Source organism: Clostridium frigoris (genome assembly GCF_018861865.1).
Lineage (GTDB): Bacteria > Bacillota > Clostridia > Clostridiales > Clostridiaceae > Clostridium_AD > Clostridium_AD frigoris.
On the sequence record NZ_JAHLDV010000009.1, the window covers coordinates 60,669 to 85,774 of the forward strand.

Consider the following 25,106-nt stretch of genomic DNA (forward strand, 5'->3'; position numbering starts at 1 on the left):
TGACGTTTTTATCTATATATCAGTCATGTCCTAATATTGATATAAATGTAACATTTATTCAAAGTTTATGGAGTTTTCCAAACAGGCAGACCTATGATAACATATAAGTTGTTAGTAATAATTAATAAGAATTATCTAACTATGCATTATTATATTGAGGAGAGGTTATATGTTAGAGTTTAAGAACATACGGAAGGTTTTTAAGAATAAAACCGTAATTAATGACATTAGTTTTACAGTGAATAAGGGAGAATTTATAGTTATTGTAGGACAAAGTGGTTGTGGTAAAACTACAACATTAAAAATGATTAACAGATTAATTTCACCCACATCAGGAAGCATAAATTTAGATGGAAAAAATATACTTAAGCAAGATACAATTAAGCTTAGACGAAATATGGGATATGTCATACAGCAAACAGGACTTTTACCACATATGACGGTTGGCGAGAATATTGGGATAATACCAATGCTTGAAAAATGGCCAGAAGATAAGATACAAGCAAGGACTATTGAACTTTTAAAAATGGTTGGAATGGGTCCCAAAGAGTATCAAGACAGATATCCATGTGAACTAAGTGGTGGTCAGCAGCAAAGAATTGGTGTTGCAAGAGCTTGGGCAACAAATCCAGATGTAATCCTTATGGATGAGCCTTTTAGTGCATTAGACCCAATTACTAGAAATTAACTTCAAGATGAATTATATAATCTTCAGCAGGAATCTAAAAAGACAATAATTTTTGTAACCCACGCTATGGATGAAGCACTTAAACTTGGTGATAGAATTTGTATTATGAAGGATGGAGATATTGTTCAATTCGATACACCAGAAGAAATTTTAAATAACCCAGCTAATGATTTTGTTAAAGAGTTTATAGGTAAAAATAGAATATGGCAGCAACCAGGATTTATAAAAGCAAAAGATATTATGATTACAGAGCCAATTACAACTAGTGGAAACAGAACAGTAGTACAAGCTTTAGAAATTATGAAAGCAAACAAAGTAGATAGTTTGTTAGTTATCAATAAACAAGATAAGCTAGAAGGAATTGTTACAATAAAAGACATTATACGTAATTATACAGGTTCGCTAAAATTAAACACTATTATGGAAACAAAAATTAAAACTGTCAAGTTAGATGACTCGTTAATGAATATATTAAATCTAATGAATGAACTTAAAATTGGATATGTTCCAGTTGTAGATGAGAGTTCAAAATTAGTTGGACTTATTACTGAGAGTAGCTTGTTAATTGTTCTAAGCAATCAGTATATTGACCAGGAGGATGAGAAATAATGGGAATAATACATTCGATAGTTGGTTTTAAAGATTTTGTAATTTCAAGTCATGGACAGATAATAGATTTAACAATTCAGCATGTTGAATTAACAGTATTTGCTGTAGTTATAGCTATAATTGTTGGAGTCCCTTTAGGTATATTAATAACTAGAGTTAAAAAATTATCAGGTCCGGTTATAGGTTTTGCTAATTTGATACAAGCTGTACCTAGTTTAGCACTACTTGGATTTTTAATACCAGTAATGGGAATAGGGAGTGCACCAGCGATACTAATGGTATTTTTATATTCATTACTTCCTATTATAAAGAATACATATACTGGGCTTATTAATATAAATCCAGATGTAATTGAATCATCTAAAGGTATGGGAATGACAAGTAAACAGGTACTTAGGTTAGTTCAATTACCACTTGCATTACCTATAATTATGTCTGGTATAAGAATATCAGCAGTTACTGCTGTTGGACTTATGACAATTGCAGCATTTGTAGGTGCAGGTGGACTTGGATATATGGTATTCTCAGGTGTACAAACTGTAGATAATAATATGATTCTAGGTGGAGCAATTCCTGCATGTATACTTGCATTGTTAATTGATTCGGTTGTAGAGAAAATAGAAGAAGGGGTTACACCTCCGGGAATTAGAAAAGCAGATGGTACAATTAAATTGTCTAAGAAGAAAAAATATAAGTTTAGTAAAATTCAAAAAATCATAGCTAGTTGTTTAGTAGTTGTATTAATTGGTGGTGGCATATTTATGACCACAAGAAAAACTGATACAATTGTTGTAGGTGCTTATAACAGCAGCGAACAGACTATATTAGGAAGTATGCTAGCAACATTAATTGAAAAGAATACCAAACTTAAAGTAGAAAGAAAGTTCAATTTAGGAGGTTCAGGAATAATATTTACTGCATTAAAAAGTGGTAAAATAGACATTTATCCTGAGTATACTGGAACGGCACTACTCGATATTATGAAGTCAAAACTCATTAACAACCCAGATGAAGCTTATAAAACTGTAAGTGATTATTATGTTAAAAACTATGGTATAACGTGGCTTAAACCACTTGGATTTAATAATAGTTATGCAGTAGCTGTAAGGCAAGACACTGCTGATAAATATAATCTAACTACCATTTCAGATTTAGCAAAGGTAGGAAACCAGCTTAAACTTGGTTGTACATTAGAGTTTAGTAATAGAGAAGATGGTTATTTAGGTTTAAATAAAATGTATAATTTGAATTTTAAAAGCGTTAGTACAGTTGAGGGTGGTTTGAGGTATACGTCTTTAAACAATAAAAAATCAGATGTTGTAGATGCATTTAGTACAGAAGGACTTTTAAAGGCATTTAAACTTAAGGTTTTAAAGGATGATAAACAGTTTTTTCCACCTTATGATGCCGTACCTATAATTAGTACTAAAACACTGCAAAAACATCCAGATCTTAAGCCTCTAGTTAATGAATTAGCTGGCAAGATAAACGATGAGAAGATGGTAGATTTAAATTATAAAGTCGATAAGCTTGGACAAAAACCAGAAAAAGTAGCAGAAGACTTTTTGAGAGAAAATAAATTAATTAAGTAGTTTTATTTTATGGAATAAATAAAAGGGTCCATTTCTACAGTTTATGTGGGAATGGGCTATTTTAATATTAACTATATTTCATTATCCATTTTATATAATATTGTTATGTAATCGTTAATTAAAGTTGAAAATTATACGTTTAGAAACACAAATCGACTATTAAAACACAATATAGTCAATAAACGCACTAATACGTAGCATATGAACCGTTTTTATGTATATATCGACTATACCCTATTATTGATAGGACTGTAACATCTATTCACAGTTTATGGAGTTTTGCAAACAGACAATCCTATGATATTATATAAGTTGTTAGCTCTAATTAAGGTAAATTTGCTAACAATGTATTATTATATTGAGGAGAGGTTATATGTTAGAGTTTAAGAACATACGGAAGGTTTTTAAGAATAAAACCGTAATAAACGACATTAGTTTTACAGTGAATAATGGAGAATTTATAGTTATTGTAGGACAAAGTGGTTGTGGTAAAACCACAACATTAAAAATGATTAATAGATTGATTGCACCGACATCAGGAAGTATAAACTTAGATGGTAAAAATATACTTAAACAGGATACAATTAAGCTTAGGCGAAATATGGGGTATGTCATACAACAAACAGGACTTTTACCACATATGACAGTTGGAGAGAATATTGGGATAATACCAATGCTTGAAAAATGGCCAGAAGATAAGATACTTGCAAGGACGACTGAACTTTTAAAAATGGTAGGAATGGAGCCAAAAGAGTATGTAGATAGATATCCATGTGAATTAAGTGGAGGTCAGCAGCAAAGAATTGGTGTTGCAAGAGCTTGGGCAACAAATCCAGATGTAATCCTTATGGATGAGCCTTTTAGTGCATTAGACCCAATTACTAGGAATCAACTTCAAGATGAATTATATAATCTTCAGCAGGAGTCTAAAAAGACAATAATTTTTGTAACCCACGATATGGATGAAGCACTTAAACTTGGTGATAAAATTTGTATTATGAAGGATGGAAATATTGTTCAATTCGATACACCAGAAGAAATTTTAAATAACCCAGCTAATGATTTTGTTAAAGAGTTTATAGGTAAAAATAGAATATGGCAGCAACCAGGATTTATAAAAGCAAAAGATATTATGATTACAGAGCCAATTACAACTAGTGGAAACAGAACGGTAGTACAAGCTTTAGAAATTATGAAAGCAAACAAAGTAGATAGTTTGTTAGTTACTAATAAGGAAGATAAGCTAGAAGGAATTGTTACAATAAAGGACATTATACGTAATTACACAGGTTCGCTAAAATTAAATACAATTATGGAAACAAAAATTAAAACCGTTAATTTAGAGGATTCTTTAATAGACATATTAAATCTAATGAATGAACTTAAAATTGGATATGTTCCAGTTGTAGATGATAGTTCTAAGTTAGTTGGACTAATTACTGAGAGTAGCTTGTTAATTGTTCTAAGCAATCAGTACATTGACCAGGAGGATGATAAATAATGGGAATAATACATTCAATAGTTGGTTTTAAAGATTTTGTATTTCAAACACATGGACAGATAATAGATTTAACAATTCAGCATGTTGAATTAACAGTATTTGCTGTAGTTATAGCTATAATTGTTGGAATTCCTTTAGGTATATTAATAGCTAGAGTTAAGAAGTTAGCAGGGCCAGTTATAGGGTTTGCCAATTTAATACAAGCTGTACCTAGTTTAGCATTACTCGGATTTCTAATACCAGTAATGGGAATAGGTAGTGCACCAGCGATACTAATGGTGTTTTTATATTCATTACTTCCTATTATAAAAAATACATATACTGGGCTTATGAATATAAATCCAGATGTAATTGAGTCATCTAAAGGTATGGGAATGACAAGCAAACAAATACTTAAGTTAGTTCAATTACCACTAGCGTTTCCTATAATTATGACCGGAATAAGAATATCAGCAGTTACAGCTGTTGGACTTATGACAATTGCGGCATTTGTAGGTGCAGGTGGACTTGGATATATGGTATTCTCAGGTGTACAAACTGTAGATAACAATATGATTCTAGCCGGAGCAATTCCTGCATGTTTACTCGCACTATTAATGGACTTTATTGTAGAGAAAATTGAAAAAGGGGTTACACCACCAGGAATTAGAAAAGCAGATGGTACAATTAAACTATCTAAGAAGAAAAAATATAAATTTAGCAAAATACAAAAGATCATAGCTAGTTGTTTAGTGGTGATATTAGCAGGTAGTGGCATATTTATGGCTACAAGAAAAACTGACACAATTGTGGTAGGTTGCTACAACAGTTCAGAGCAAATTATATTAGGTAATATGCTAGCAACATTAATAGAAAAAAACACAGAGATTAAAGTAGAAAAAAAGTTGAATTTAGGCGGTTCGGGTCTCGCATATACTGCTTTGAAAACTGGTAAAATAGACATGTACCCTGAGTATACTGGGATGAGTTTGGTTGGGATTATGAAACAAGCACCAATTAATGATCCAGCTAAAGCATATAAAGTTGTAAGTGATTATTATGCTGAAAACTATGGTATAACTTGGCTTGAGTCATTTGGTTTTAATGATACTTATACATTATCAGTAAGACAAGATACTGCAAAAAAGTATAAATTAGAGACCATTTCAGACCTTGCAAAGGTAGGAGATAAGCTTAAACTAGGTGCTACATTAGAATTTTGTAATAGAGCAGATGGTTATTCAGGAATAAGCAAAGCATATAATTTTAAATTTAAAGAATTTAGTTCAATAGATGGAGGGCTAAGGTATACAGCTATAGGGAATAAAAAAGTAGATGTTATAGATGCTTTTACGACAGAAGGATTATTAAAGTCCTATAAACTTAAGATTTTAGAAGATGATAAACATTTCTTCCCAAATTATGATTGTGTACCAATAGTTAGTACTGAAACTCTCCAGAAATATCCACAACTAAAAGGATTAATTAATAAATTAGGTGGAAAAATTACTGAGGAAAAAATGATAGAATTAAATTATAAGGTTGATAAACAAGCAGCGGACCCACAAAAGGTCGCAGAAGACTTCCTTAGAGAAAATAAATTGATTAAGTAGTTTCAGTTTATGGAATGTATAATTAAAATGGTCCATTTCTACAGTTTATGTAGGGATGGGCTATTTTAATATTAGCAATTATTCCAATAAGTGAGAATAATGTTTAATAGACCAAGTTTCAATTTCTTTAATAATTTTAGTTAGTGCGTATCCTCGATCAGTAAGGTAATATTCAACTTTAGGAGGAATCTGTGCATATATTTTCTTGGTTACTAATTCATCATTTATTAATTCTTTAAGATTTTCATTTAATACCTTTTGACTTATACCTGTTGTTATTCTCTGAAGTTCTAAAAATCTTTTAGGTTCATCATATAAATGGCATAATAAAACTGCCCTCCACTTTCCTCGTATAAAATCCATTGCATAATCTAATAAACAAATATATTCTTTACCTTTACTGTATATCATTAGGGTACCTACCTTTAATTAGTTTTATATTTAGGATGATTGAGCAAAACCATAACACATTAGAGTTAATTATATAGGAGCTATTTAATATAAGCAAATTTGTACATAACATTAAATAAATACAGATATTGAGATAAATCTTACCTAAGGCGTAAGAATCTTACCTAAAGGTAAGTTACCTAACTAAATAGTGCGTACTTGTAAGTTAAATTATGAGGCTTTATAATGAACACAGGTTTTAAATAAATGAAGATTATATGGAGGTATAAATTATGAAAGTACTTGCTTTTAACGGGAGTCCTAATAAAAATGGAAATACATATGAGGCTATAAAAGCTGTAGCGAGTGAGCTTAAAAAAGAAAATATAGAAGTAGAGATTATTCATGTAGGAAATAAGGTAATACGTGGATGTTTAGCTTGTGGTGGATGTAGTAGAAACATGAATGAAAAGTGTGTTATTAAAAATGATGAAGTTAATGAATGGATTCAAAAGATGAAAGAGGCTGACGGAATTATTTTAGGGTCGCCAGTACATTACTCAGCAATAGCTGGAACTATGAAATCATTTTTAGATCGTGCATTTCTTGTAACATCTTCAAATGGAGGCATGCTTAGACATAAAGTAGGAGCTAGTGTTGTCGCAGTAAGGCGTGCAGGTGGTATTCCAACTTTTGATCAATTAAATAATTATATTAATTACTCTGAAATGGTAATGCCTACATCAAATTATTGGAATGTAGTTTTTGGTACTGCGCCAGGCGAAGCAGCTCAAGATGAAGAGGGAATGCAAATTATGAAAGTCCTTGGAAAAAATATGTCATGGCTTTTAAAACTTGTAGAGGCTGGTAAAGAGAAGATAGAAGAACCTAAAGTTGAAGAAAAGAAATTTATGAACTTTATAAGATAGTGACTAAAATTAGTAATTAATCTGATCAAAAGTCATTTAAGCTAATATAAGAAGTATGAAATTTATCCGTGATGATTTGCAAGTAGAGGTGAAGAAACTATTGAGATTTGGATTAGAATTCCTTAATTAAATCTCAAGTTTAGGGCTCGACTGCAAAGTATTACGGATTTCTTCATGCTTTTTTTGTATTCGCAGATCTAAATTTATTGACATAACTTTATTTTTACCCATAGCTTTTGCTTGATACATAGCTTTATCTGCTGATGTAAACAAATATTCTAGATCTTCGGTAGTAGGGGTTATAGATGCAACGCCAAGGCTTGAGGTAATTGGTATTAAATCGGATTTTCTAATGATTAAAGGATTATTTTCTATTGCTAACCTCAGATGTTCTCCAACTATTTCAGCCTGTTTAAAGGAGGTACCTGGTAATAGTACAATAAATTCTTCACCACCAAAACGTCCTAAAATATTATTCTCACCTAAATTCTGTGAACAAATTTTTGAAAGACGTTTTAACACTAGATCACCAGTATGATGGCCTAAGCTATCATTTATTTTTTTGAAATCGTCGATGTCAATCATAATGGAAGAAATAGGCTGTACTGATAATTTTGCTTTATCGAAGCTTTTATTAGCAAGTTCAAAAAAACTACGCCTATTGTATAAGCTTGTTAGAGGATCAATGCATGCTAGCTGTTTTGTTTTAGAATGCAATTTAGCATTTTCCACAGCAACTCCTGCATTAAAGGCAAAGGATAAAGCTGTGTCACAGTGATCCTTAGTATAAATATTCTTTTTATTTGAATCTAATGTTAGTATGCCAATAATTTTATTGTTGAAAATTATAGGTACTCCTAGCCAACTTTCAATATTTGTTAGATTTATATAATGATTAAAACGATTATCTTCTTTAACATTAGTAACTAATAATGTAGTGTATGTTTCATATATTTCTTTAAATAGTAGGTCTTTGTCTTTATTTACACGGATTTTGCATAGAACATCCATATTTTTAAAGCCATAACCTGCTCTAATGCTAAATTGGTTATTCTCTTCCATAAAAAATGATGCACTGTCATAAGGAATTATTTGTTTTAAGCTTTTGAGTAGTTTTTCTAAAACTTCATCTAAATTTAAGGTTGAATTCAGTAAAAAAGTAGCTTTACGAAGTTTTTCATTTAAACAATACTGTTCCTTTTGTTTAGATAAGTTTTCGATTTTCTTATACGCTTTAGATTGATTCATGGCTAGTATAAAAGAATTTATAAGTATAAAAATGAAAAATACTAATAGTGAGTAATCATTGATATTATTTATACCCATAGAATATAACATAGACATAACGCTTATTATAATAGTTGAAAAGAAAGCAACTATTATAATTATGAACTTTTGATTTTGGTTTCTATATGCCTTGAATATAATATAAGTAGCATACACAATGAATAACATACTAGAAAGTTTAAATATTAAAAATAACTTTGATGCAAATAGTAAGGAACTTAAAATAGTAGCAGCTATAAAGAATAAACAAAATGACTTACATATTTTGTTTATGATTTTTGAAGAGCTTTCCTTAAAAGTTACAAACATAAAGCTTATAATAAAATAAACTGCAAGATAGAAAGTTAAAAATTGTAGTTTAGACTCCAGGGTATAATTTATGTTTGCATATAAAGATAAAAAATATTTGTTTCCAATAACTAAGGATCGTAAGGACATTGTCATGCATAAGCAACTAAAATAAAGCTTAGAGATTTCCTCTGTCGTAAAAATATATAACCATAAGGAATATAAGCCAACAATAAGTAATATGCCGAAGTATAAGAAATCAAGTGCAATTGAAGCATCTCTATTGTTCATTATTTGATTTTGCGTTCCAAGATAGATTTGACTTTTGGTACCGCCGGCTTTTAAGTTATAATTTGAGACTTGAAGTACGAGATTAATTACCTTATTATTATTCATAAAATAACTGGTTGTGGGCATAGATTTTGGGGATGATAAAATGCTAGTTCCAACAATACCATTAGATGAAAGAAGCTTTCCATTTACCCATAATTTATATGAGGATAACATGGAGGGAACACTTAGACCTAAAAGAGTATTTTTATATTTTGAGTTTAAATTTATAATTAAACGATATGTAGCATATCCATTAGCATCATAATTTTTATTATGTTTATTTAAAGCTATTGGCATATCCATATAAGTGGGTGCGTAAGAAGTCGTAGAGAAGTCTTTTGGTGTTAATAGTTGATTCCAGTAAAATTTCCATTGTCCGGAAAGGTCAGTATACCCATCTTTATCAGAATCCCAAGTCGTAAGATTAAGCACACCATTTTTAGGATTAATATTTGAGGATGAGGTAGGTATAGTAAATTTATTTAAAAAGAAAATGACATACAATAATGCTGCTAAAATAATAAAGGATAGAATAATAGTCAATGATTTTTCTTTTTTTAGCATTATATATATGCCCCCCCCCCTTTAGTATATTACTGTATAGTTAATTGCATAACCTTGTAGTCAAGTGACTTCAAGGCTTTACAATCATATATTTACAGGAATTCCCCCACCTTTTGTCGAATTTATATTCATCACAACTAAATTCACAGAAACTAGAAAATCCCATGCAACCGAATTTAAAACAATTATCACTTACTGATATTTACACAGATCTTGATGAGTATTTTCATCAAGATAAACCAAAACTAATACGACTCTTTGACCAATATATCAACTTATCTGAATTAATTCCTCAAAGCTTCATTAATCACTATTATTCTTCAACTGGTCACCCTAGAAATTACAAACTTTCATCTATGATAACGGCTTTAATTATAAAAATGATACTCTCTATCGCCGATATATCTTTGTTAATTAATGTATTAAATCTTTCTTCTGAGCTTAAGACATTATGTGATTTTTCCAGAGTACCAAATGCATCCCAATTTTCAAGACTAAAAATTGACTTTGAGGATGATTTTCTTATGTTTTTTAATAATCTGGTTGCAATCACTGAACCTATATGCCGTAGGCTGCGGCCCGATCTTGCCGCTATCCTTGTAGTTGACACTACAGGTATTGAGGGTTATGTTAAAGAAAACAACCCTAAAGCCTTTGACTCAGTCATGAGAAATACTAGGAAGTTTTCTAAGAACATTCCTAATTTCAATGCTCATAGCTACGCTTGTTCTCAGATGCCTAAAGAATCTCTTTCTAATAAAGACATTAAACTATCTTATATTAATGGTCACTATTGTTACTCAAGAAAAGTCGCTTTAGTCACCAACGGTCTTGGTATCATAAGGCATATTGATTTCTACAACAGTGATAATTCTATTACTCTAGCTGACGCTAAATCGGGAGCTGAACATAAAGATAATTACGATGCCAAGAGCCTTATCCCGGCCCTTAATAATTTCTTTAATTATCATCCTGATTTTAAATATAAATATTTTTTAGGTGATGCTGGCTTTGACGCCATTCAGAATTATAAATATCTGTATAAAGATCATGATATTATCCCTATAATTCCACTCAATCCAAGGGCAACCAAGAATATAGGCAAACCTAAAATCAGCGACAATGGAATTCCTACCTGCCCAAAAGATGATTCTTTACATATGAAATTTGACGGTTCCTCAAAAGAAAAAGGAAGACCATTAAGGCTAAAATGGCTCTGTCCAAAATCCAAAAAAACAGCTGTGAAAGGTAAAACAACGTATATTCTATCCTGTGAAAATCCTTGCACTACTTCGCCTTGTGGTAGAATGCATCACACTACTGTTAATGATAATTACAGACTAAATACTATTATTCCAAGAGGATCGGATAAATGGATTCATCTTTATAAAATAAGAACCATAATTGAAAGAACAAACTTCATGGTCAAATTCCCTATGTGTCTTGGATATACAAAGCTAAGAAATACTGTTTCTCTTAAGGTTGAAGTAATTCTCGCTGCAATAACGCAACAAATTGTAATTTTAATTGCTGATAAACTTGATAAAAAAACTCACCTTTTATCTGTAAAATCTTTAATAGCATAGTTATTTTTTCTAGTTAAAGTAAGGCTTATTAAGTTCGCTATAAATCATTAAAGTTTATATCCATTATTTGTCTTGTTTTCATGTAAAGTTTTGCAATCAACTATATATTACTGTTATTATATTAACTTAGTATAACAAAAATGTCATTATTTATTTAAGTGACAGAATTATTTGAGCCAAAATACAATTAATACCATCTGTAATTTTAGAATAAATAATAGGCATCATTCTTCATATCGTTTAGCATTTTAATTGTAGTCGTGTGAGTTAAAGAAGGTCTATATGGATGTGATTTAGTTAATGCTAATTAATATGATTAAACAAAAACAATTAATATAAAGTTTATAGTATGTAATCCATTACTTATAAAATTCTATGATATACTATATTTAGTTTAATAAAAGTGGTTATGTGGGGGTAAAAAATGTATAAATTAATAGCAATAGATATGGATGGAACCTTATTAAATAGTGAAAAGAAAATTTCACCAGCTAATTTTAATGCAATACAACAAGCAAAAGATAATGGAGTTAAGGTTGTACTAGCATCAGGAAGGCCGCTGATTGGATTTAAAAGATATCTAGAAGAACTTAACTTAGTTTCAGAGGATAATTATGCAGTAGCATTTAATGGAGCACTTGTCCAAAACTCTGAAGGTAATGAGATAATATCTAAAACAACATTAACTCTTGAAGATTATAAATATATATATAGTTTAAGCAAAAAGATGAATGTTAATATACATGCATTAACAGAAGATTCAGTAATTTCTCCTAAAGATACTATATTCACTAGGCATGAAGCAGAAATGAATCATATTCCTAATAACATAATTGCTGTAGATGATGTACCTGCAGGAACTACTATAGTGAAGGTCATGTTTGTAGACAAGCCAGAAGTTATAGAAGATGTAATGGGGAAAATTCCAGAAGAAGTAAGTGACAAATACACAGTGGTTAGAAGTGCACCTTTTTACTTAGAATTTCTACATAAATCAGTTAATAAAGGTGTAGGAGTAGCGGCGCTTGCTAAAAAATTAAGTATTAAACAAGAAGAGGTTATATGCATAGGGGATGCTGGTAATGACATTCATATGATTAAATATGCTGGACTAGGAGTAGCTATGGGAAATGCATATCCAGAGGTTAAAAGAGCTGCTAATTTTATAACTAAAACTAATGATCAAGATGGTGTAGCATTTATTATTAACAAATTCATTTTGCATCCACAAGAAGATTTTGCGGTATAATACCATAAAAATAAAGCAAGTAAATTCTTTAAGAATTTGCTTGTTTTATTTTTATAATAAATGTTAATAATAAAATTAAATTAATTCGTTTCTTCTGTTTTTTTGTTTTACTATTGCTTTGTTTATTTTTTCTGAAGAGATTACATATGAATGATTTTCAAGCACTTCTAATCTATTAGCTTCTTCAATTTTATAACGATCATCGTTATAGTAGATATTGTTATTATGGTCCATTAAAAGTCCTCCCTTTTTTAATATTTAGTGCTATTATTTTAGGCTTTTTATCATCTTTAATACTATGAGATGCTTGGTATTTAATATATAAAAAATAATTAAGACAACAACTTGTATTAATTGGTATTTAATGGTAGATTAATTTTTAAAATTTAATGATAATCTGATATAATAAACATACATTGCATATATTTTTACAAAAACAATTCGGGAGGATAAAATGACTAAAACTAAAAAAATATTATTAGCTTTTATGTGTTTTGTTATTATAGGTGGCGTAATATACAAAACAAATTATGTAAGAAAAGAACATGAAAAATCTGTACAAGCTATAAAAACAAATGAGCAAAATAAAAAGTTGAAAAAAATTGCTAATGAAAAATTATTATCGAAAGCAAAAAAAGCAAAAGAAGCAAAAGAAGCACAGGAAGTAAAGGCACTAATTAAAATCAACAAAAATAAAGCGGCATTAAAAAAACAGAAAGCTTCGAAGAAAAATTTGAAGAAGGTAGTTGTTATAGACCCAGGGCACGCAAGCATTACTAGTTTTGAGAAAGAGAAGCAGGCACCAGATTCAACTATAATGAAAATAAAGGAGCCAGGTGGAGCTCAAGGAATTAATACAAAAACGCCTGAGTATGAGGTTAATATGGCAGTAGCAGTTAGACTAAAAGCTTTGCTTAGTAAAAAAGGATATACTGTAATGATGACTAAAACAGAGAAAAATCAAATGCTTGGGAATATTGAAAGGGCTCAGGTTGGAAACAATTCTAAGGCAAATTTAGTTATAAGAATTCATGCAGATTCAAATAATAATTCGGCAGTTAATGGTGCGTCAATGCTCGTACCTACGGACACTAAAAATACAGATCCAATATATAAGTTGAGTAAACAATATGGACAAGTAGTTTTTAAAAGTTTTATTAATGAGATGGGCATGAATGATAGAGGCGTTGTTGAAAGAGATGATATGACAGGATTTAATTGGTCTAAGGTTCCTGTTATTTTAGTGGAGATGGGCTTTTTATCAAATCCTAGTGAAGATAAGATGTTATTAACTGGAGCTTATCAAGATAGGTTAGCAAAGGGTTTGGCAGATGGAATTGATGCCGCGTTAAAGTAAGGGTATAGATAATGGTATCCAATTCTCTTGCGTGCCTATTATATATATTGGAAAGGTTAGTGTAAAAATTTTCAAATGTTTTTTTATAAAATTATTAGTATTTATTTTCATGTTATTTGGTATAGTTTATTTGTATTATGCCACACTAAATGTAATGTAACAGAGAGCTGGTTATTAATTTATTTTGGTGAAGAGAGATGTGATTATGAGTGATATGGAGAATAATGATAAAAAACATTTAAATAAGATTTATAAAAATTTTTCTGATTTAGTTTATGTCGTTGCTACAACCGAACTTGAACGTTTTATTACTAAGGGTGAATTTACTAGTTTCTTCAATTATAGGATGAAACAAATGCTCTCGGAGATTAATGAAAATAGTGAAGTTTTAGATGCTAGTGTTTTTTTTAATACAAAGGGTGAAATAACACTTATTGATGCAGGGGTAGTAGGCAAATTCATAGAAAATAACTATAGTTTAAAAATGCTGGAATATTATAAAATTACTTCTTTAAATAAGATTGTTAGGGGAGTGGTTAACGGTTCCGAGAAGTCAAAAGTAGATTTTATTTTAATTTCGTTTTCAATACTGTATGATACATTGAATGAATTATATAAAACTATTAGTTGTAAACAAGTGAATAAGATTATATATAAAAATCGATATAGTTTAGATGATTATAACAAAGAGGATTGTTCTATGATTCTTGCCACACTATTAATACTAGAGGACTTATGTAGATATATTGGAGTAGATAGACACAAAATGGTGAAACGATTAAAGAATAAAATTTATAAATAATAAGGTGATTTAAAAAAGAGACAGAATAATATGTTAAATTTTACATAAAGAATTTTTAGTTATATTTATTGAAAATTCGACACAAAAACCGTTGGATATAAATTGTAATCTATTGCTATTCTTTATTAATCGTGACATTATGGGTGTATAGGGTTGAAGTTGTCATTTAAAAGAGATAATCTAATGTAAACGTATTTCACGAAATGACATATTTTTTTAAAAAGTAATGTTACTGTATTCTCATAAGAAAGTATGGGAGGCAAACACATATGGTAATTATAGAAAATTTGTATAAAAAAATAGCAGATGGTGATGTGAATTACAATTATGCTTACAGATTGGTAAAAAGTCAGATATCTGTATCGATGTATGGTAAGATTACCCAAATACAGGCTTATGGCATTGAAATAGAAAGACAAGATGTTACTAATGGTACGGTTGTAAGAATACAAAGAGATTACGCAGAAAATATAAGTCCTCAAAGGTATAAAGTTAAAAATCTATTGAAAATGTTATATGATAATACAGTGTCACCTATTCATATGATTGATATATTGGGAGAGTATATTGATGAGTGTACTAGTGATTTTGATGAAATGCTAGTAAGTATAGCTACTTGTTAATGATTCATTTTGATTTAACATATTGAGGAGAATATTCCTCCTGTAGAGGACGAGTATTCTCTTTTTTTATATAATAGAAAATTATAAGATTATGGAGTATAATACTATAAATGGTCCAGATTATAATGCAATAGTATACTAAAGCTAAAATTTTAAACAAGAGATTAACAAGTGGGAGTTGATAATTATGATTCTAGGTGTAGGTACTGATATAGTTGAAATCAGCCGGATAAAAAGTGCTATGGAAAGGAATAATGGGTTTTTAGAAAAAATTTTTACAAGCACAGAACTAGAATATCTTACAAGCAGAAATTTAAGAGCTGAATATGTGGCTGGAAGATTTGCTGCAAAAGAGGCTGTAGCAAAAGCTTTAGGGACCGGCTTCAGGGGGTTTGATTTTAAAGATATTGAAGTTGATCGGACAACTTTTGGAAAGCCAATAGTAATCTTAAAAGGAAAAGCAAAGTTAATAGCTAAAAAAGAAGGTCAATATAATATTCATCTTAGTATATCTCATGGTCAAGAGAGTGCAATTGCTTATGCTATATTAGAAGTCGAAAAGAAAATTGAAGAAGTTGTGAAAATAGCGAATGTAACGGATTCATTATAATTAACTGTTTTAGTAATAGTATGTAATCATTAGTAATAGTATAAGTAGTAGAGTAAGCTAATAAGGCTTGCAACAATAATAATTGTTGTAACTCTAGAGAAAATGCTAGGAGGATGATAATGAAAAAAGTATCGTTATTATTGTTAAGTCTTTTGGTACTTTTAAGTTCCGTACTATTTACTGCTTGTAATAAAAACCCAAAGGATACTAATGATATTACAACCTATTTAAAAAATATGGATAGTTATACTGTCAATATGAACATGGATATAAAAAATGATAAGCAGACAATTAATTATAAGGCTAAACAATCCTATATAAAGGGAGGCGGATATAAGCTAGAGTTAAACAAAAACAGAGTGTTTATATATAAAGCAGATGATAAAATCTATGTTAATGATAAGAAAAATGGAAGGTCGTATGTGCAGAGCAAAAGTTTTGATGAAGTATATAAACTAAGTTTTATAGGTGAATACATAGGATTATTGTATACTAATGAGGAAATAAAATATGTTACTAAAAATATTAATAATATTGAATATACCGTAATTAATTTATTTATTCCTGGGAATAATAAAAACATAAATAATGGACTTTTATATGTTAATAATAAAAGTATGTTGCCAGAAAAAATGGTTATTTACGATACTTTCGGCAAAGAAAAAATTAATATAACATATACTAATTTCCTTGCTAACGTAAAGATTGACCCTACGGAGTTTAATGTTCCATAATATTTATTGAATTTTAGTAACAAATGAGGTGAAGAGAGTGTTTAAACATTTAAGACCTGTATGGGCTGAGGTTGATTTAGATAAACTAGCACATAATATGCGTGAAATTAGACGAATAACTAAAAGTGAAAAAATCATAGCAGTTGTAAAGGCAGATGCCTATGGACATGGAGCTGTAGATGTGGCTCCAGTACTACTAGAAAATGGTGCGAATAGTTTAGCGGTTGCAATGTTAAGTGAAGCAGTGGAACTTAGGCGGTCGGGCATAGAATGCCCAATAATGATATTAGGATTTACACAGCCGGAACTTATAGACAATTTATTAAAGTATGATATTGATCAAACTGTATTTTCATATAAATTTGCAAAACAATTATCAAAGATGGCTCAAGAAGAAAATAAAATAGCAAAAATACACATAGCGTTAGATACAGGTATGGGTAGAATAGGCTTTTTACCAAGCGAGGATAGTGTGCAAGAAGTATACAATATAAGCACATTACCGAACATAACTATAGAAGGGATATTCTGCCACTTTTCTACTGCAGATGAAAAGGATAAGACATATACTGATATCCAAGTTAAAAAATTTGATGATTTTTATGAAAAGTTAAAAGAGAGAAAAATTTACATAAAGATGAGACACATTGCCAATAGTGCGGCTATTATAGATTTACCAGAAATTCATTATGAGGCAGTACGACCAGGAATAATAATTTATGGTTATTATCCATCTGATGAGGTAAATAAGGAAAAATTAGATTTATTACCAGCAATGACTTTAAAAACAAATGTTGTACATATAAAAACGTTGCCACCTGGAGAATATGTGGGTTACGGAAGAAAATATAAAACAGATAAACAAAGTATGATAGCAACACTTCCAATTGGATATGCTGATGGATATACAAGACTTTTATTTCAAAAGGCAAAGGTTATTATAAAGGGTAAATTTGCTCCAGTGATAGGGAAAATTTGTATGGATCAGTGTATGATTGATATTACAGATGTAAGTGGAGTAAAAGTTGGAGACGAGGTTATATTAATAGGTGAAGACGAAAATAATAAATTTAATGCGGACACTGTTGGAGAACTGATAGGTACAATAAGTTACGAAATAGTTTGTATGATTGGTAAAAGAGTTCCGCGAGTATACATCAAAAAAAATGAGGTTGTAAAAATAAGAGAATATATATAAAATACTTAGTCTTAATGTAGAATAAGCTATTTTTATAAAAGATTACTTGTTGAAAAAAGGCGAAAAAGCGAATAATTTCTTTGACATATTGACATAGATTAATTATAATATTTTTATACATATTGTTTGTTTTACTAAATAGGAGGTATTAAATTTTCTATGTCGACTTCAAAGAAATTAGTAATAAACCTCTCGGAGGAACTTTACATTGAATTTAATAAAGCACTTAAAAAAGATTGTAAAAAAAGAAGTGTATTTATTAGGGAAGCTATAATACTATATATTGAGGAAAAGAAAAGATTAAATTATGTAGATAGAATGAAACAAGGATATTTAGAAATGGCTGAGTTAAATTTAAAAATAGCTAATATGGGTTTTGAAAAAGATATCAAAGATTTTAAAGAATATGAAGTTAAGCTTTCGGAGAGTGATTTGTCAAATGACAACAATAGTAAAAAGAGGAGATATATTTTATGCTGATTTGAGTCCGGTTGTAGGCTCAGAGCAAGGTGGGATTAGACCAGTAATTATACTTCAAAATGATATTGGTAATAAGTACAGTCCCACTATTATTATTGCAGCTATTACTTCTCAGATAAATAAAGCGAAACTCCCTACTCATGTTGAAATTTCTTCAGAAGAGTATGGTCTAAATAAAGATTCTGTGGTTTTGCTGGAACAAATAAGAACATTAGATAAAAAAAGATTAAAAGAAAAAATTGGTCACATGACTGATGGTGATATGAAAAAGGTAGATACAGCACTTTTAATAAGTGTAGGTTTATAAAATAGATAAGGGTATTTAATGCCCTTATCTATTTTATTGAATCACACAGATTTTGCTAAAATGCAGCAATACTAAAATAATGTAGAAACTTATTTGCATGCATGGTGAGTTTTCTACTAGACTACATAATAATTTTAAAGAATATTCACGAAAATTTTATATTAATATTTATTAAGGGCATTGTCATTATGTTATAATGTTATTAATGATTTTGACCTAATGAATTATATAAACGTGGTAAGGAGATTTTAATATGATACAAGTGAAAAAAGTAACTAAGATTTATGATAATAATGTAATAGCGTTGTCGAATATTGATATTATAATTGAAAAGGGGGAATTTGTATTCCTTGTAGGACCTAGTGGAGCTGGTAAATCTACTTTTGTTAAAATACTTTTAAAAGAAGTAGAACCAACCACAGGTAGTGTTATTATAAATGATGTAGATATAACAAATATACTTAGAAAAAATATACCATATTATAGAAGAAAGATCGGAGTAGTTTTTCAAGATTTTAGATTGATTGATACTCTAAATGTTTACGAAAATGTAGCGTTTGCACTGAGAGCTACAGAATGTTCTGCAAAGGATATTAGAAAGAAGGTACCTTATGTTTTAGATTTAGTTGGACTCTCCAAAAAACATATGGCTTTTCCTAATGAAATTTCAGGTGGAGAAAAACAAAGAGTTTCTCTTGCAAGGGCTATAGTAAACAATCCCACTTTGCTAATAGCGGATGAGCCAACAGGAAATTTAGATCCAGAAACTGCACTAGGAATTATGGATATTTTAAATGACATTAACAAAGCAGGAACCACTGTAGTTATGGCAACACATGCTAAAAACATAGTTGATGCTATGAAGAAAAGAGTGCTCGCTATAGAGAAAGGTGTTCTAGTTAGAGACGAGCAGAGGGGAAGATACGGTTATGAAGATTAGTACAATTAAATATTTTATTATGGATGCTTTAAAAAGTTTAAAAAGAAATAAAACTGTTAGTATAGCGTCGGTAGCTACAGTTGCTGCTACTTTGTTTATTTTAGGTGTGTTTTTATTAATTGTTTTTAATGTTAACGCAGGAGTCAAAGAGCTAGGGGCTAAGCTTGAGGCTACAGTTTATCTTAAAGATAATATAACAATAGCAGATAAATCAGCTATAGAAAGAGCTTTGAATGGAGTAGCGGGAGTTACAAGTATTACGTTTGAAGATAAGAATGATGCACTAAACAATGTAAAGAAACAATTTGGGAAGGATAGCGAAGCCTTAACAAAAGGATTGGACAAGAGTAATCCTTTTCCAACCGCATATGTTGTAAAGGTTGAAAAACCTGAGATAGTAAGTAGTGTTGTTAAGTCTGTTACTGGATTAAAAGGTATAGAAAAAATTAATGATGGACGAGAAATCGTTGATAAGGTCATAAAAATAACGAACACCCTTAAAATTATAGGAATTGTATTATTTGCAATCCTAGTAAGTGTATCTTTATTTTTAATTGGAAACACAATTAAGCTTACAGTATACTCTAGAAAAAAAGAAATAGGAATTATGAAATTTGTTGGCGCAACCGATTGGTTCATAAGATGGCCATTTATTATTGAGGGAATGCTTCTTGGTATGTCAGGAGCAATTATTTCTACTGGAGTATTGTATTATGCTTATAAATTAGTTTTTGAGAAGTTTACTAGTGCATTACTCGGAGTTACATTAATAAATCCTCATTTTATATTAAGCACAACTTTATGGCAGTTTATGTTAGGCGGCTTAATTATTGGAGCATTAGGAAGCTCTATATCAATAAGAAAGTTTTTGATTGTATAATATTAAAGTTTAATTTGCAAAGGGTTTAATCATCTGCGAGGCTTTAATATCAACTACTTTAGAAGGGAATTAGTTCCCTTCTAAAATGTCGTTAAATATCTTTATTTAATATTAGTGTTATAAATTATATATAATTACATAATAATATATAGAGAATTGCAAAGAGGTGTATAAAATGAGTGATGAAAAAAAAATTAAAACTAAATCAAATGTTAGCGAAAGACCTAGAGGAGAAAAAAGGAAACGAATTATATGGGTTATAGTTTTGCTTATTATTACGAATTGTATAACTTTGTTTGTATCAATTCAGATTTCTTTAATGACTCCAAATGGAAAAGTGATAATGGGAAGAGCTGATTATGAACAAATAGTAAAGTTCCAAAAATTATTTTTAGTTAGGAATAAATTATATAAATATTATGATGGTAAAATTAGCGATGATGTTTTAGTAGAGGGAGCTATAAAGGGGATGACTAATTCCTTAAATGATCCTTATACAGTTTTCATGAACAAAAAAGAGTATACAGATTTTAATACTCAGACAGAAGGCGCTTACACTGGTCTTGGCTTACAAGTGGGAGTTAAAGACGATAACATAGTTGTAATTTCAACATTTGATGATTCACCAGCTAAAAAGGCAGGAATAATTTCTGGAGATATCATAAAAAAGGTTAATTCAACTGAAGTGACTGGGAAAGAATTAGAAAAGGCAGTTGCTATGATGAAAGGTAAAGAAGGCGGAGCAGTTACATTAACACTTAGTAGAAAAGGAAAAGCTAATTTTAATGTTAATATGAAACGTGCTACTATCGATTTAGTAACAGTTAAGGGTGAAATGTTACCAAATAAAATTGGATATATTCAACTTACAATGTTTGATGAAAATACTGCTGCTAATTTCAATAAAAAATTAGCGGAATTACAAAGTAAGGGAATGAAGAGTTTAATAGTAGATGAAAGAGGAAATCCAGGTGGACTTTTAGATCAGGTTGTAGATTTAACATCTAATTTTGTACCTAAGGGAAAGAATATAGTATATACAATAGATAAGAATAAGAAAAAGATTGAGTATAAGTCAAAGGGTGGTATAGCAATAGGAATGCCATTAACTGTACTTACGGATGCGGGATCAGCAAGTGCTTCAGAAATTTTTGCAGGTGCTATAAGAGACTATAAAGTTGGTACACTGGTTGGAGAAAAAACATTTGGTAAGGGTATAGTTCAAACTATGCTTTCTGGAGGTAATAGTGGGTTTAATGATGGTACTGCATTAAAGATAACTATATCAAAATATTATACTCCGAATGGTGAAAATATACAGCATATTGGAATTAAACCAGGAGTTGCAGTAGTGTATCCACAAGTACTCAAAGAGAAGGTATATAATAGAGCTTTAGATCCACAATTTAAAAAAGCCTTGGAGATAGCTACGGATAAAATCAAGCAATAATTAACAAGTATCTACCAATAAAATGGTAGATATTTAGTTTTTAAGAACATTTTGATTAATGAAGGTTATTATCAAAACATACTTCATTAATATGGGAGGAGAATTTTATCCAATGGACATTGCAATACATACTTTAAGTGCAGTTGCTTTTGCAATTGTAGACCCTTCAAATGCATTTATTTTAATGATGATTGCATTGATTTTTTATAATAAGAACAAGAAAATTGCTGCTATGCAGAAGATGATAATGGGAGAGAGCTTAGATTCAGCATTTGAATTAACTATTTCTCAAATTGTACTAGGTATTTTTGCTGGGGCGGCAGCTAGCTTAATATTTACATTCGCAGGATTAGTTTTTGATGAAAACTCAAACATTTATTTATTGTTTATGGTTTCGTTATTTTTCATGGCATTTAAGCCTAGATTTATTTGCTTTTCCTATTCTGGTGCAGTACTAGGTATAGCCAGTTTAGGTTTTAAATTTGCAGCAAATATACTAAATATGCCACAATTAGATGTTATAAACATTGATATTTTGACGTTAATGACGTTGGTTGGAATATTACATATTGTAGAGGGAGGTCTAGTAATGATAGATGGGTCAAGAGGAGCTATCCCGGTATTTACTAACAGAGATAACAAAATAATTGGTGGATTTGCATTGAAAAGATACTGGGCGTTACCGATTGCACTACTTATACTTTTAAGTGCAACTTCATCGGATTTAGTGGTTGGACAGAGCGTAATGATTCCTGAATGGAGACATTTAATCAAAGGGAATATAATAGATCGAATTGTGAAGAATTCAGTTATAGCATCTATTGCTTTGTATGGAGTCATAGGCTATAGTAGCATTACTTTTACTAAGAGTAAAAGGGCTAAGACACTTACTTCTGGCGCTTTGATTATGGTTTATGGATTATTGCTAACGGCAGTAGCGCAACTTGCAGTACTAGGCACGACGTATCAATTCTTTGTTCTAATATTTGCGGCAGTAGTACACGAAGCGATGCTTAGACTAGAAAAGTATATGGAGCTCACAATGAAACCTAAATTTAGTAGTAGTGATGAGGGAATTATGGTGCTTGCAGTAGCCCCTAAGTCTCCTGCTTTTGAAATGGGAATTGAAAGTGGAGATTTGATAGTTGAGCTTAATGGTAAAACGATTGAGGCTGAGGAAGAAATATTTAATATAATTAAAGGGAATTTTAGTTCTCTATCGTTAAAAATAAAGAAACCTTTTGGAGATTTGAAAAATGTAAATTATAGTAACATGGCTGTAAAAAAAAGGCTAGGTATAGTGGTTGTACCTAGGGAGATTCCTGATAATACTGCTATAGTAAATATGCATGATGATACATTTAAAGAGGTAATTGATAAAATAAAAGACAAAAACAAAGAAGAACATAAAGATATAAAACAAGAGGAAGATAAAGACATAAAACAAGAGGAAAATCAAAATCAAGACCAAGGCGAAGATAAAAAATAAACATAATTAATAAAATATATATATTATTACAACATAACTATTTTTATTATGGGAATATTAATAATGGGTGATGTTTATGAGAAAAAAAATATTAATAGTTATGTTCGTATTTATTATGTTGTTGCATTCAACGGTATCTTCTGCTTTAGGATTTAAATATATCCAAATTTTTGATCCAAAACAAGATAGGGTTGTAAAGGTAGTGCAGTTAAATGATGAAATTCATAATATGGTTGTAAGTTCAATAAAGGATGTAGATAGCTTATATCCTAAAAGTAAACCACTTACGGATGATGGGTATGCAATTAAGGTTCCGATTTATCCTGCTGTTAGGGTAGAGGGGAAATGTTTGAATTCACTTGTTGATAATATTTTTATAATAATTCCACAACATGAGGCACCATTTTTTATGGTGTTTGAAGATGATAATAAGCAACTTTGTTTCCCTTTCAAAGGAAATGTAAATGATTTGTCAAAACTTTTAGATTTTAAATTAAGAAGCTAATGAAGTTTTTGATTATAATATTAATATTGTAGAGATTATAAAAGAAAATAATGAATGATGGAATAGGGACTTAGTACCCTATTTTTTTGTATATTTTTAGGGGTAATTAGCAATATATATTTGTTAGGTGTGTTATTATGAAGTTTATAAATACCGATAATCAAATAGGCTATGGGATGCCAAAGTATTGTAGCTTTATTCAAAAACATTAATATTATATTTTAAAGTTGATGGGGGGGAGTGAATGTCTACACAAGTAATAATAGTTTTAATTCTTACAATTATCATTTCTATAATTTCAACGCTAGCTTATTCTGTTAGAATTGTTGGGGTAAGAACAGGGAGAATAGCAGTATCTTTTGCAGTATTTAATATTTTTGCGTTAGTTTCTAGAACTGCAAATAGTGTTCAAGCACCACTACTTGCTAAAACAATTGAGAGTACTATAAAAACAGGAAATCCTCAGAGTTTATTATCTACGTTTAGGTGGATACTATTTTCTACAACGGTTGCAACAATTATTGGTTCAGCACTTATGCCAACATTTATAAAGCTTTTTGGAAAAGTAGTAGAATCGTTTAGTATTAATCGTTCTATACCTAAATTATTAATGCATGCTTTTTCAAAATCGGGAATAGAGCAGTTCAAAAGTAGCGTTACAAAACCTAAAAAAGAAAATTTGGCACAATTAAAAAATTTTAAAACAATGCCTAAAAAGATTATTTTGCTTAATACTATAGCTTTTTCTATATCTACGGTAGGTGTTTTAGCATCATTGTATGCAGGTTGTTTGAACCCAGAATTAAGAACCACCTGCAGTACATTATCAGCGGTTATAAATGGTGGTGCAACAATACTTATGGTTATATTCATAGATCCATTTATATCGATTTTAACGGATGATGTAATAAATGGAGAGTGTAGTCAGGTACAGTTTGATAGATGTATAATTTTTATTGTTGGAGGATTAATAGTGGGAACAATATTAGCTCAGTTTTTATTAATTCCAGCAGCACAGGTAATATCTTTTATAGCAAAATTAATTTAGAATAGACGTGGTTATTATAGTATTATAAATACTATATTGACATATTAAAAAGTTATAGTTAAAATATAAAGTAAC

The 25,106-nt window shown here is 30.0% G+C and carries 23 protein-coding genes and 1 pseudogene; 21 read left to right on the plus strand and 3 right to left on the minus strand.

Translation table 11 applies throughout. The annotated features are described in order from the left end of the window. The first annotated feature begins 169 nt into the window (after window positions 1-169). The 4 genes and pseudogenes from KPL37_RS06710 (at window position 170) to KPL37_RS06725 (ending at window position 5,982) form a co-directional block, all read left to right on the plus strand. A pseudogene (locus KPL37_RS06710) lies at window positions 170-1,297 on the plus strand (ABC transporter ATP-binding protein). Then, the gene (locus tag KPL37_RS06715; protein WP_216146992.1) at window positions 1,297-2,889 is read left to right on the plus strand and encodes an ABC transporter permease/substrate-binding protein; all 1,593 of its coding nucleotides are present in this window, start codon (window positions 1,297-1,299) and stop codon (window positions 2,887-2,889) included. Before KPL37_RS06710 ends, KPL37_RS06715 begins: the two are co-directional and overlap by 1 nt. A 373-nt stretch (window positions 2,890-3,262) precedes the next feature. Beyond that, complete coding sequence (locus tag KPL37_RS06720; protein ID WP_216146994.1) at window positions 3,263-4,390, plus strand: ABC transporter ATP-binding protein; 1,128 nt, start codon at window positions 3,263-3,265, stop codon at window positions 4,388-4,390. Next, window positions 4,390-5,982 carry an ABC transporter permease/substrate-binding protein gene (locus KPL37_RS06725; protein WP_216146996.1) on the plus strand — a complete coding sequence of 531 codons (1,593 nt, stop codon included), beginning with the start codon at window positions 4,390-4,392 and terminating at the stop codon, window positions 5,980-5,982. Before KPL37_RS06720 ends, KPL37_RS06725 begins: the two co-directional genes overlap by 1 nt. A gap of 78 nt (window positions 5,983-6,060) precedes the next feature. Here the strand turns inward: KPL37_RS06725 and KPL37_RS06730 are convergent, their stop codons facing one another. Beyond that, entirely contained in the window at window positions 6,061-6,393 is a 333-nt protein-coding gene (locus KPL37_RS06730; protein WP_216146998.1) for a winged helix-turn-helix transcriptional regulator, read from the minus strand. Window positions 6,394-6,665: 272 nt separating this feature from the next. On the opposite strand from KPL37_RS06730, the gene KPL37_RS06735 reads away from it, so the two are divergent. Continuing rightward, on the plus strand, window positions 6,666-7,301 hold the full coding sequence (locus KPL37_RS06735) for a flavodoxin family protein (protein WP_216147000.1): 636 nt from the start codon (window positions 6,666-6,668) through the stop codon (window positions 7,299-7,301). Window positions 7,302-7,427: 126 nt separating this feature from the next. Here the strand turns inward: KPL37_RS06735 and KPL37_RS06740 are convergent, their stop codons facing one another. Continuing rightward, on the minus strand, window positions 7,428-9,773 hold the full coding sequence (locus tag KPL37_RS06740; RefSeq protein ID WP_216147002.1) for a diguanylate cyclase: 2,346 nt from the start codon (window positions 9,771-9,773) through the stop codon (window positions 7,428-7,430). 164 nt (window positions 9,774-9,937) lie between these two features. On the opposite strand from KPL37_RS06740, the gene KPL37_RS06745 reads away from it, so the two are divergent. Further along, window positions 9,938-11,359, plus strand: a complete 1,422-nt coding sequence (locus KPL37_RS06745) for a transposase (RefSeq protein WP_216147004.1) — start codon at window positions 9,938-9,940, stop codon at window positions 11,357-11,359. A 424-nt stretch (window positions 11,360-11,783) separates the two neighbouring features. Continuing rightward, window positions 11,784-12,608: a sugar-phosphatase gene (gene yidA / locus KPL37_RS06750; RefSeq protein ID WP_216147006.1), complete on the plus strand. Its 825-nt coding sequence runs from the start codon at window positions 11,784-11,786 to the stop codon at window positions 12,606-12,608. 75 nt (window positions 12,609-12,683) lie between these two features. Here yidA and KPL37_RS06755 read toward each other — a convergent pair whose 3' ends face one another. Then, window positions 12,684-12,842, minus strand: coding sequence for a hypothetical protein (locus KPL37_RS06755; protein ID WP_216147008.1), 159 nt, complete (start codon window positions 12,840-12,842; stop codon window positions 12,684-12,686). 220 nt (window positions 12,843-13,062) lie between these two features. On the opposite strand from KPL37_RS06755, the gene KPL37_RS06760 reads away from it, so the two are divergent. From KPL37_RS06760 to KPL37_RS06825, 14 genes are all read left to right on the plus strand, one after another. After that, complete coding sequence (locus tag KPL37_RS06760) at window positions 13,063-13,965, plus strand: N-acetylmuramoyl-L-alanine amidase family protein (RefSeq protein WP_216147010.1); 903 nt, start codon at window positions 13,063-13,065, stop codon at window positions 13,963-13,965. 205 nt (window positions 13,966-14,170) lie between these two features. Beyond that, window positions 14,171-14,767: a hypothetical protein gene (locus KPL37_RS06765; RefSeq protein ID WP_216147012.1), complete on the plus strand. Its 597-nt coding sequence runs from the start codon at window positions 14,171-14,173 to the stop codon at window positions 14,765-14,767. Window positions 14,768-15,036: 269 nt separating this feature from the next. After that, window positions 15,037-15,390, plus strand: coding sequence for a DUF6514 family protein (locus KPL37_RS06770; protein WP_216147014.1), 354 nt, complete (start codon window positions 15,037-15,039; stop codon window positions 15,388-15,390). Between the two features lie 187 nt (window positions 15,391-15,577). Next, entirely contained in the window at window positions 15,578-16,000 is a 423-nt protein-coding gene (acpS, locus tag KPL37_RS06775) for a holo-ACP synthase (RefSeq protein ID WP_216147016.1), read from the plus strand. A gap of 119 nt (window positions 16,001-16,119) precedes the next feature. After that, window positions 16,120-16,734, plus strand: a complete 615-nt coding sequence (locus tag KPL37_RS06780; RefSeq protein ID WP_216147018.1) for a germination lipoprotein GerS-related protein — start codon at window positions 16,120-16,122, stop codon at window positions 16,732-16,734. A gap of 37 nt (window positions 16,735-16,771) precedes the next feature. Then, window positions 16,772-17,932 (plus strand): alanine racemase, encoded by a 1,161-nt coding sequence (gene alr, locus KPL37_RS06785; protein ID WP_216147020.1) that lies wholly within the window; start codon window positions 16,772-16,774, stop codon window positions 17,930-17,932. A 159-nt stretch (window positions 17,933-18,091) separates the two neighbouring features. Further along, window positions 18,092-18,412, plus strand: coding sequence for a CopG family transcriptional regulator (locus tag KPL37_RS06790; RefSeq protein WP_216147022.1), 321 nt, complete (start codon window positions 18,092-18,094; stop codon window positions 18,410-18,412). Next, complete coding sequence (locus tag KPL37_RS06795) at window positions 18,372-18,719, plus strand: type II toxin-antitoxin system PemK/MazF family toxin (protein WP_071614469.1); 348 nt, start codon at window positions 18,372-18,374, stop codon at window positions 18,717-18,719. The genes KPL37_RS06790 and KPL37_RS06795 overlap by 41 nt, the downstream gene beginning before the upstream one ends. Window positions 18,720-18,972: 253 nt before the next feature. Beyond that, entirely contained in the window at window positions 18,973-19,659 is a 687-nt protein-coding gene (gene ftsE, locus KPL37_RS06800; protein ID WP_216147024.1) for a cell division ATP-binding protein FtsE, read from the plus strand. After that, window positions 19,649-20,539 (plus strand): permease-like cell division protein FtsX, encoded by an 891-nt coding sequence (gene ftsX / locus KPL37_RS06805; RefSeq protein ID WP_216147025.1) that lies wholly within the window; start codon window positions 19,649-19,651, stop codon window positions 20,537-20,539. Before ftsE ends, ftsX begins: the two co-directional genes overlap by 11 nt. 175 nt (window positions 20,540-20,714) lie before the next feature. Further along, window positions 20,715-21,989, plus strand: coding sequence for a S41 family peptidase (locus KPL37_RS06810; protein WP_216147026.1), 1,275 nt, complete (start codon window positions 20,715-20,717; stop codon window positions 21,987-21,989). 112 nt (window positions 21,990-22,101) lie between these two features. Next, on the plus strand, window positions 22,102-23,478 hold the full coding sequence (locus KPL37_RS06815; RefSeq protein ID WP_216147027.1) for a PDZ domain-containing protein: 1,377 nt from the start codon (window positions 22,102-22,104) through the stop codon (window positions 23,476-23,478). A 76-nt stretch (window positions 23,479-23,554) separates the two neighbouring features. Further along, entirely contained in the window at window positions 23,555-23,983 is a 429-nt protein-coding gene (locus KPL37_RS06820; RefSeq protein WP_216147028.1) for a hypothetical protein, read from the plus strand. Between the two features lie 244 nt (window positions 23,984-24,227). Beyond that, the gene (locus KPL37_RS06825) at window positions 24,228-25,031 is read left to right on the plus strand and encodes a lipid II flippase Amj family protein (RefSeq protein WP_216147030.1); all 804 of its coding nucleotides are present in this window, start codon (window positions 24,228-24,230) and stop codon (window positions 25,029-25,031) included. Window positions 25,032-25,106 lie beyond the last annotated feature (75 nt).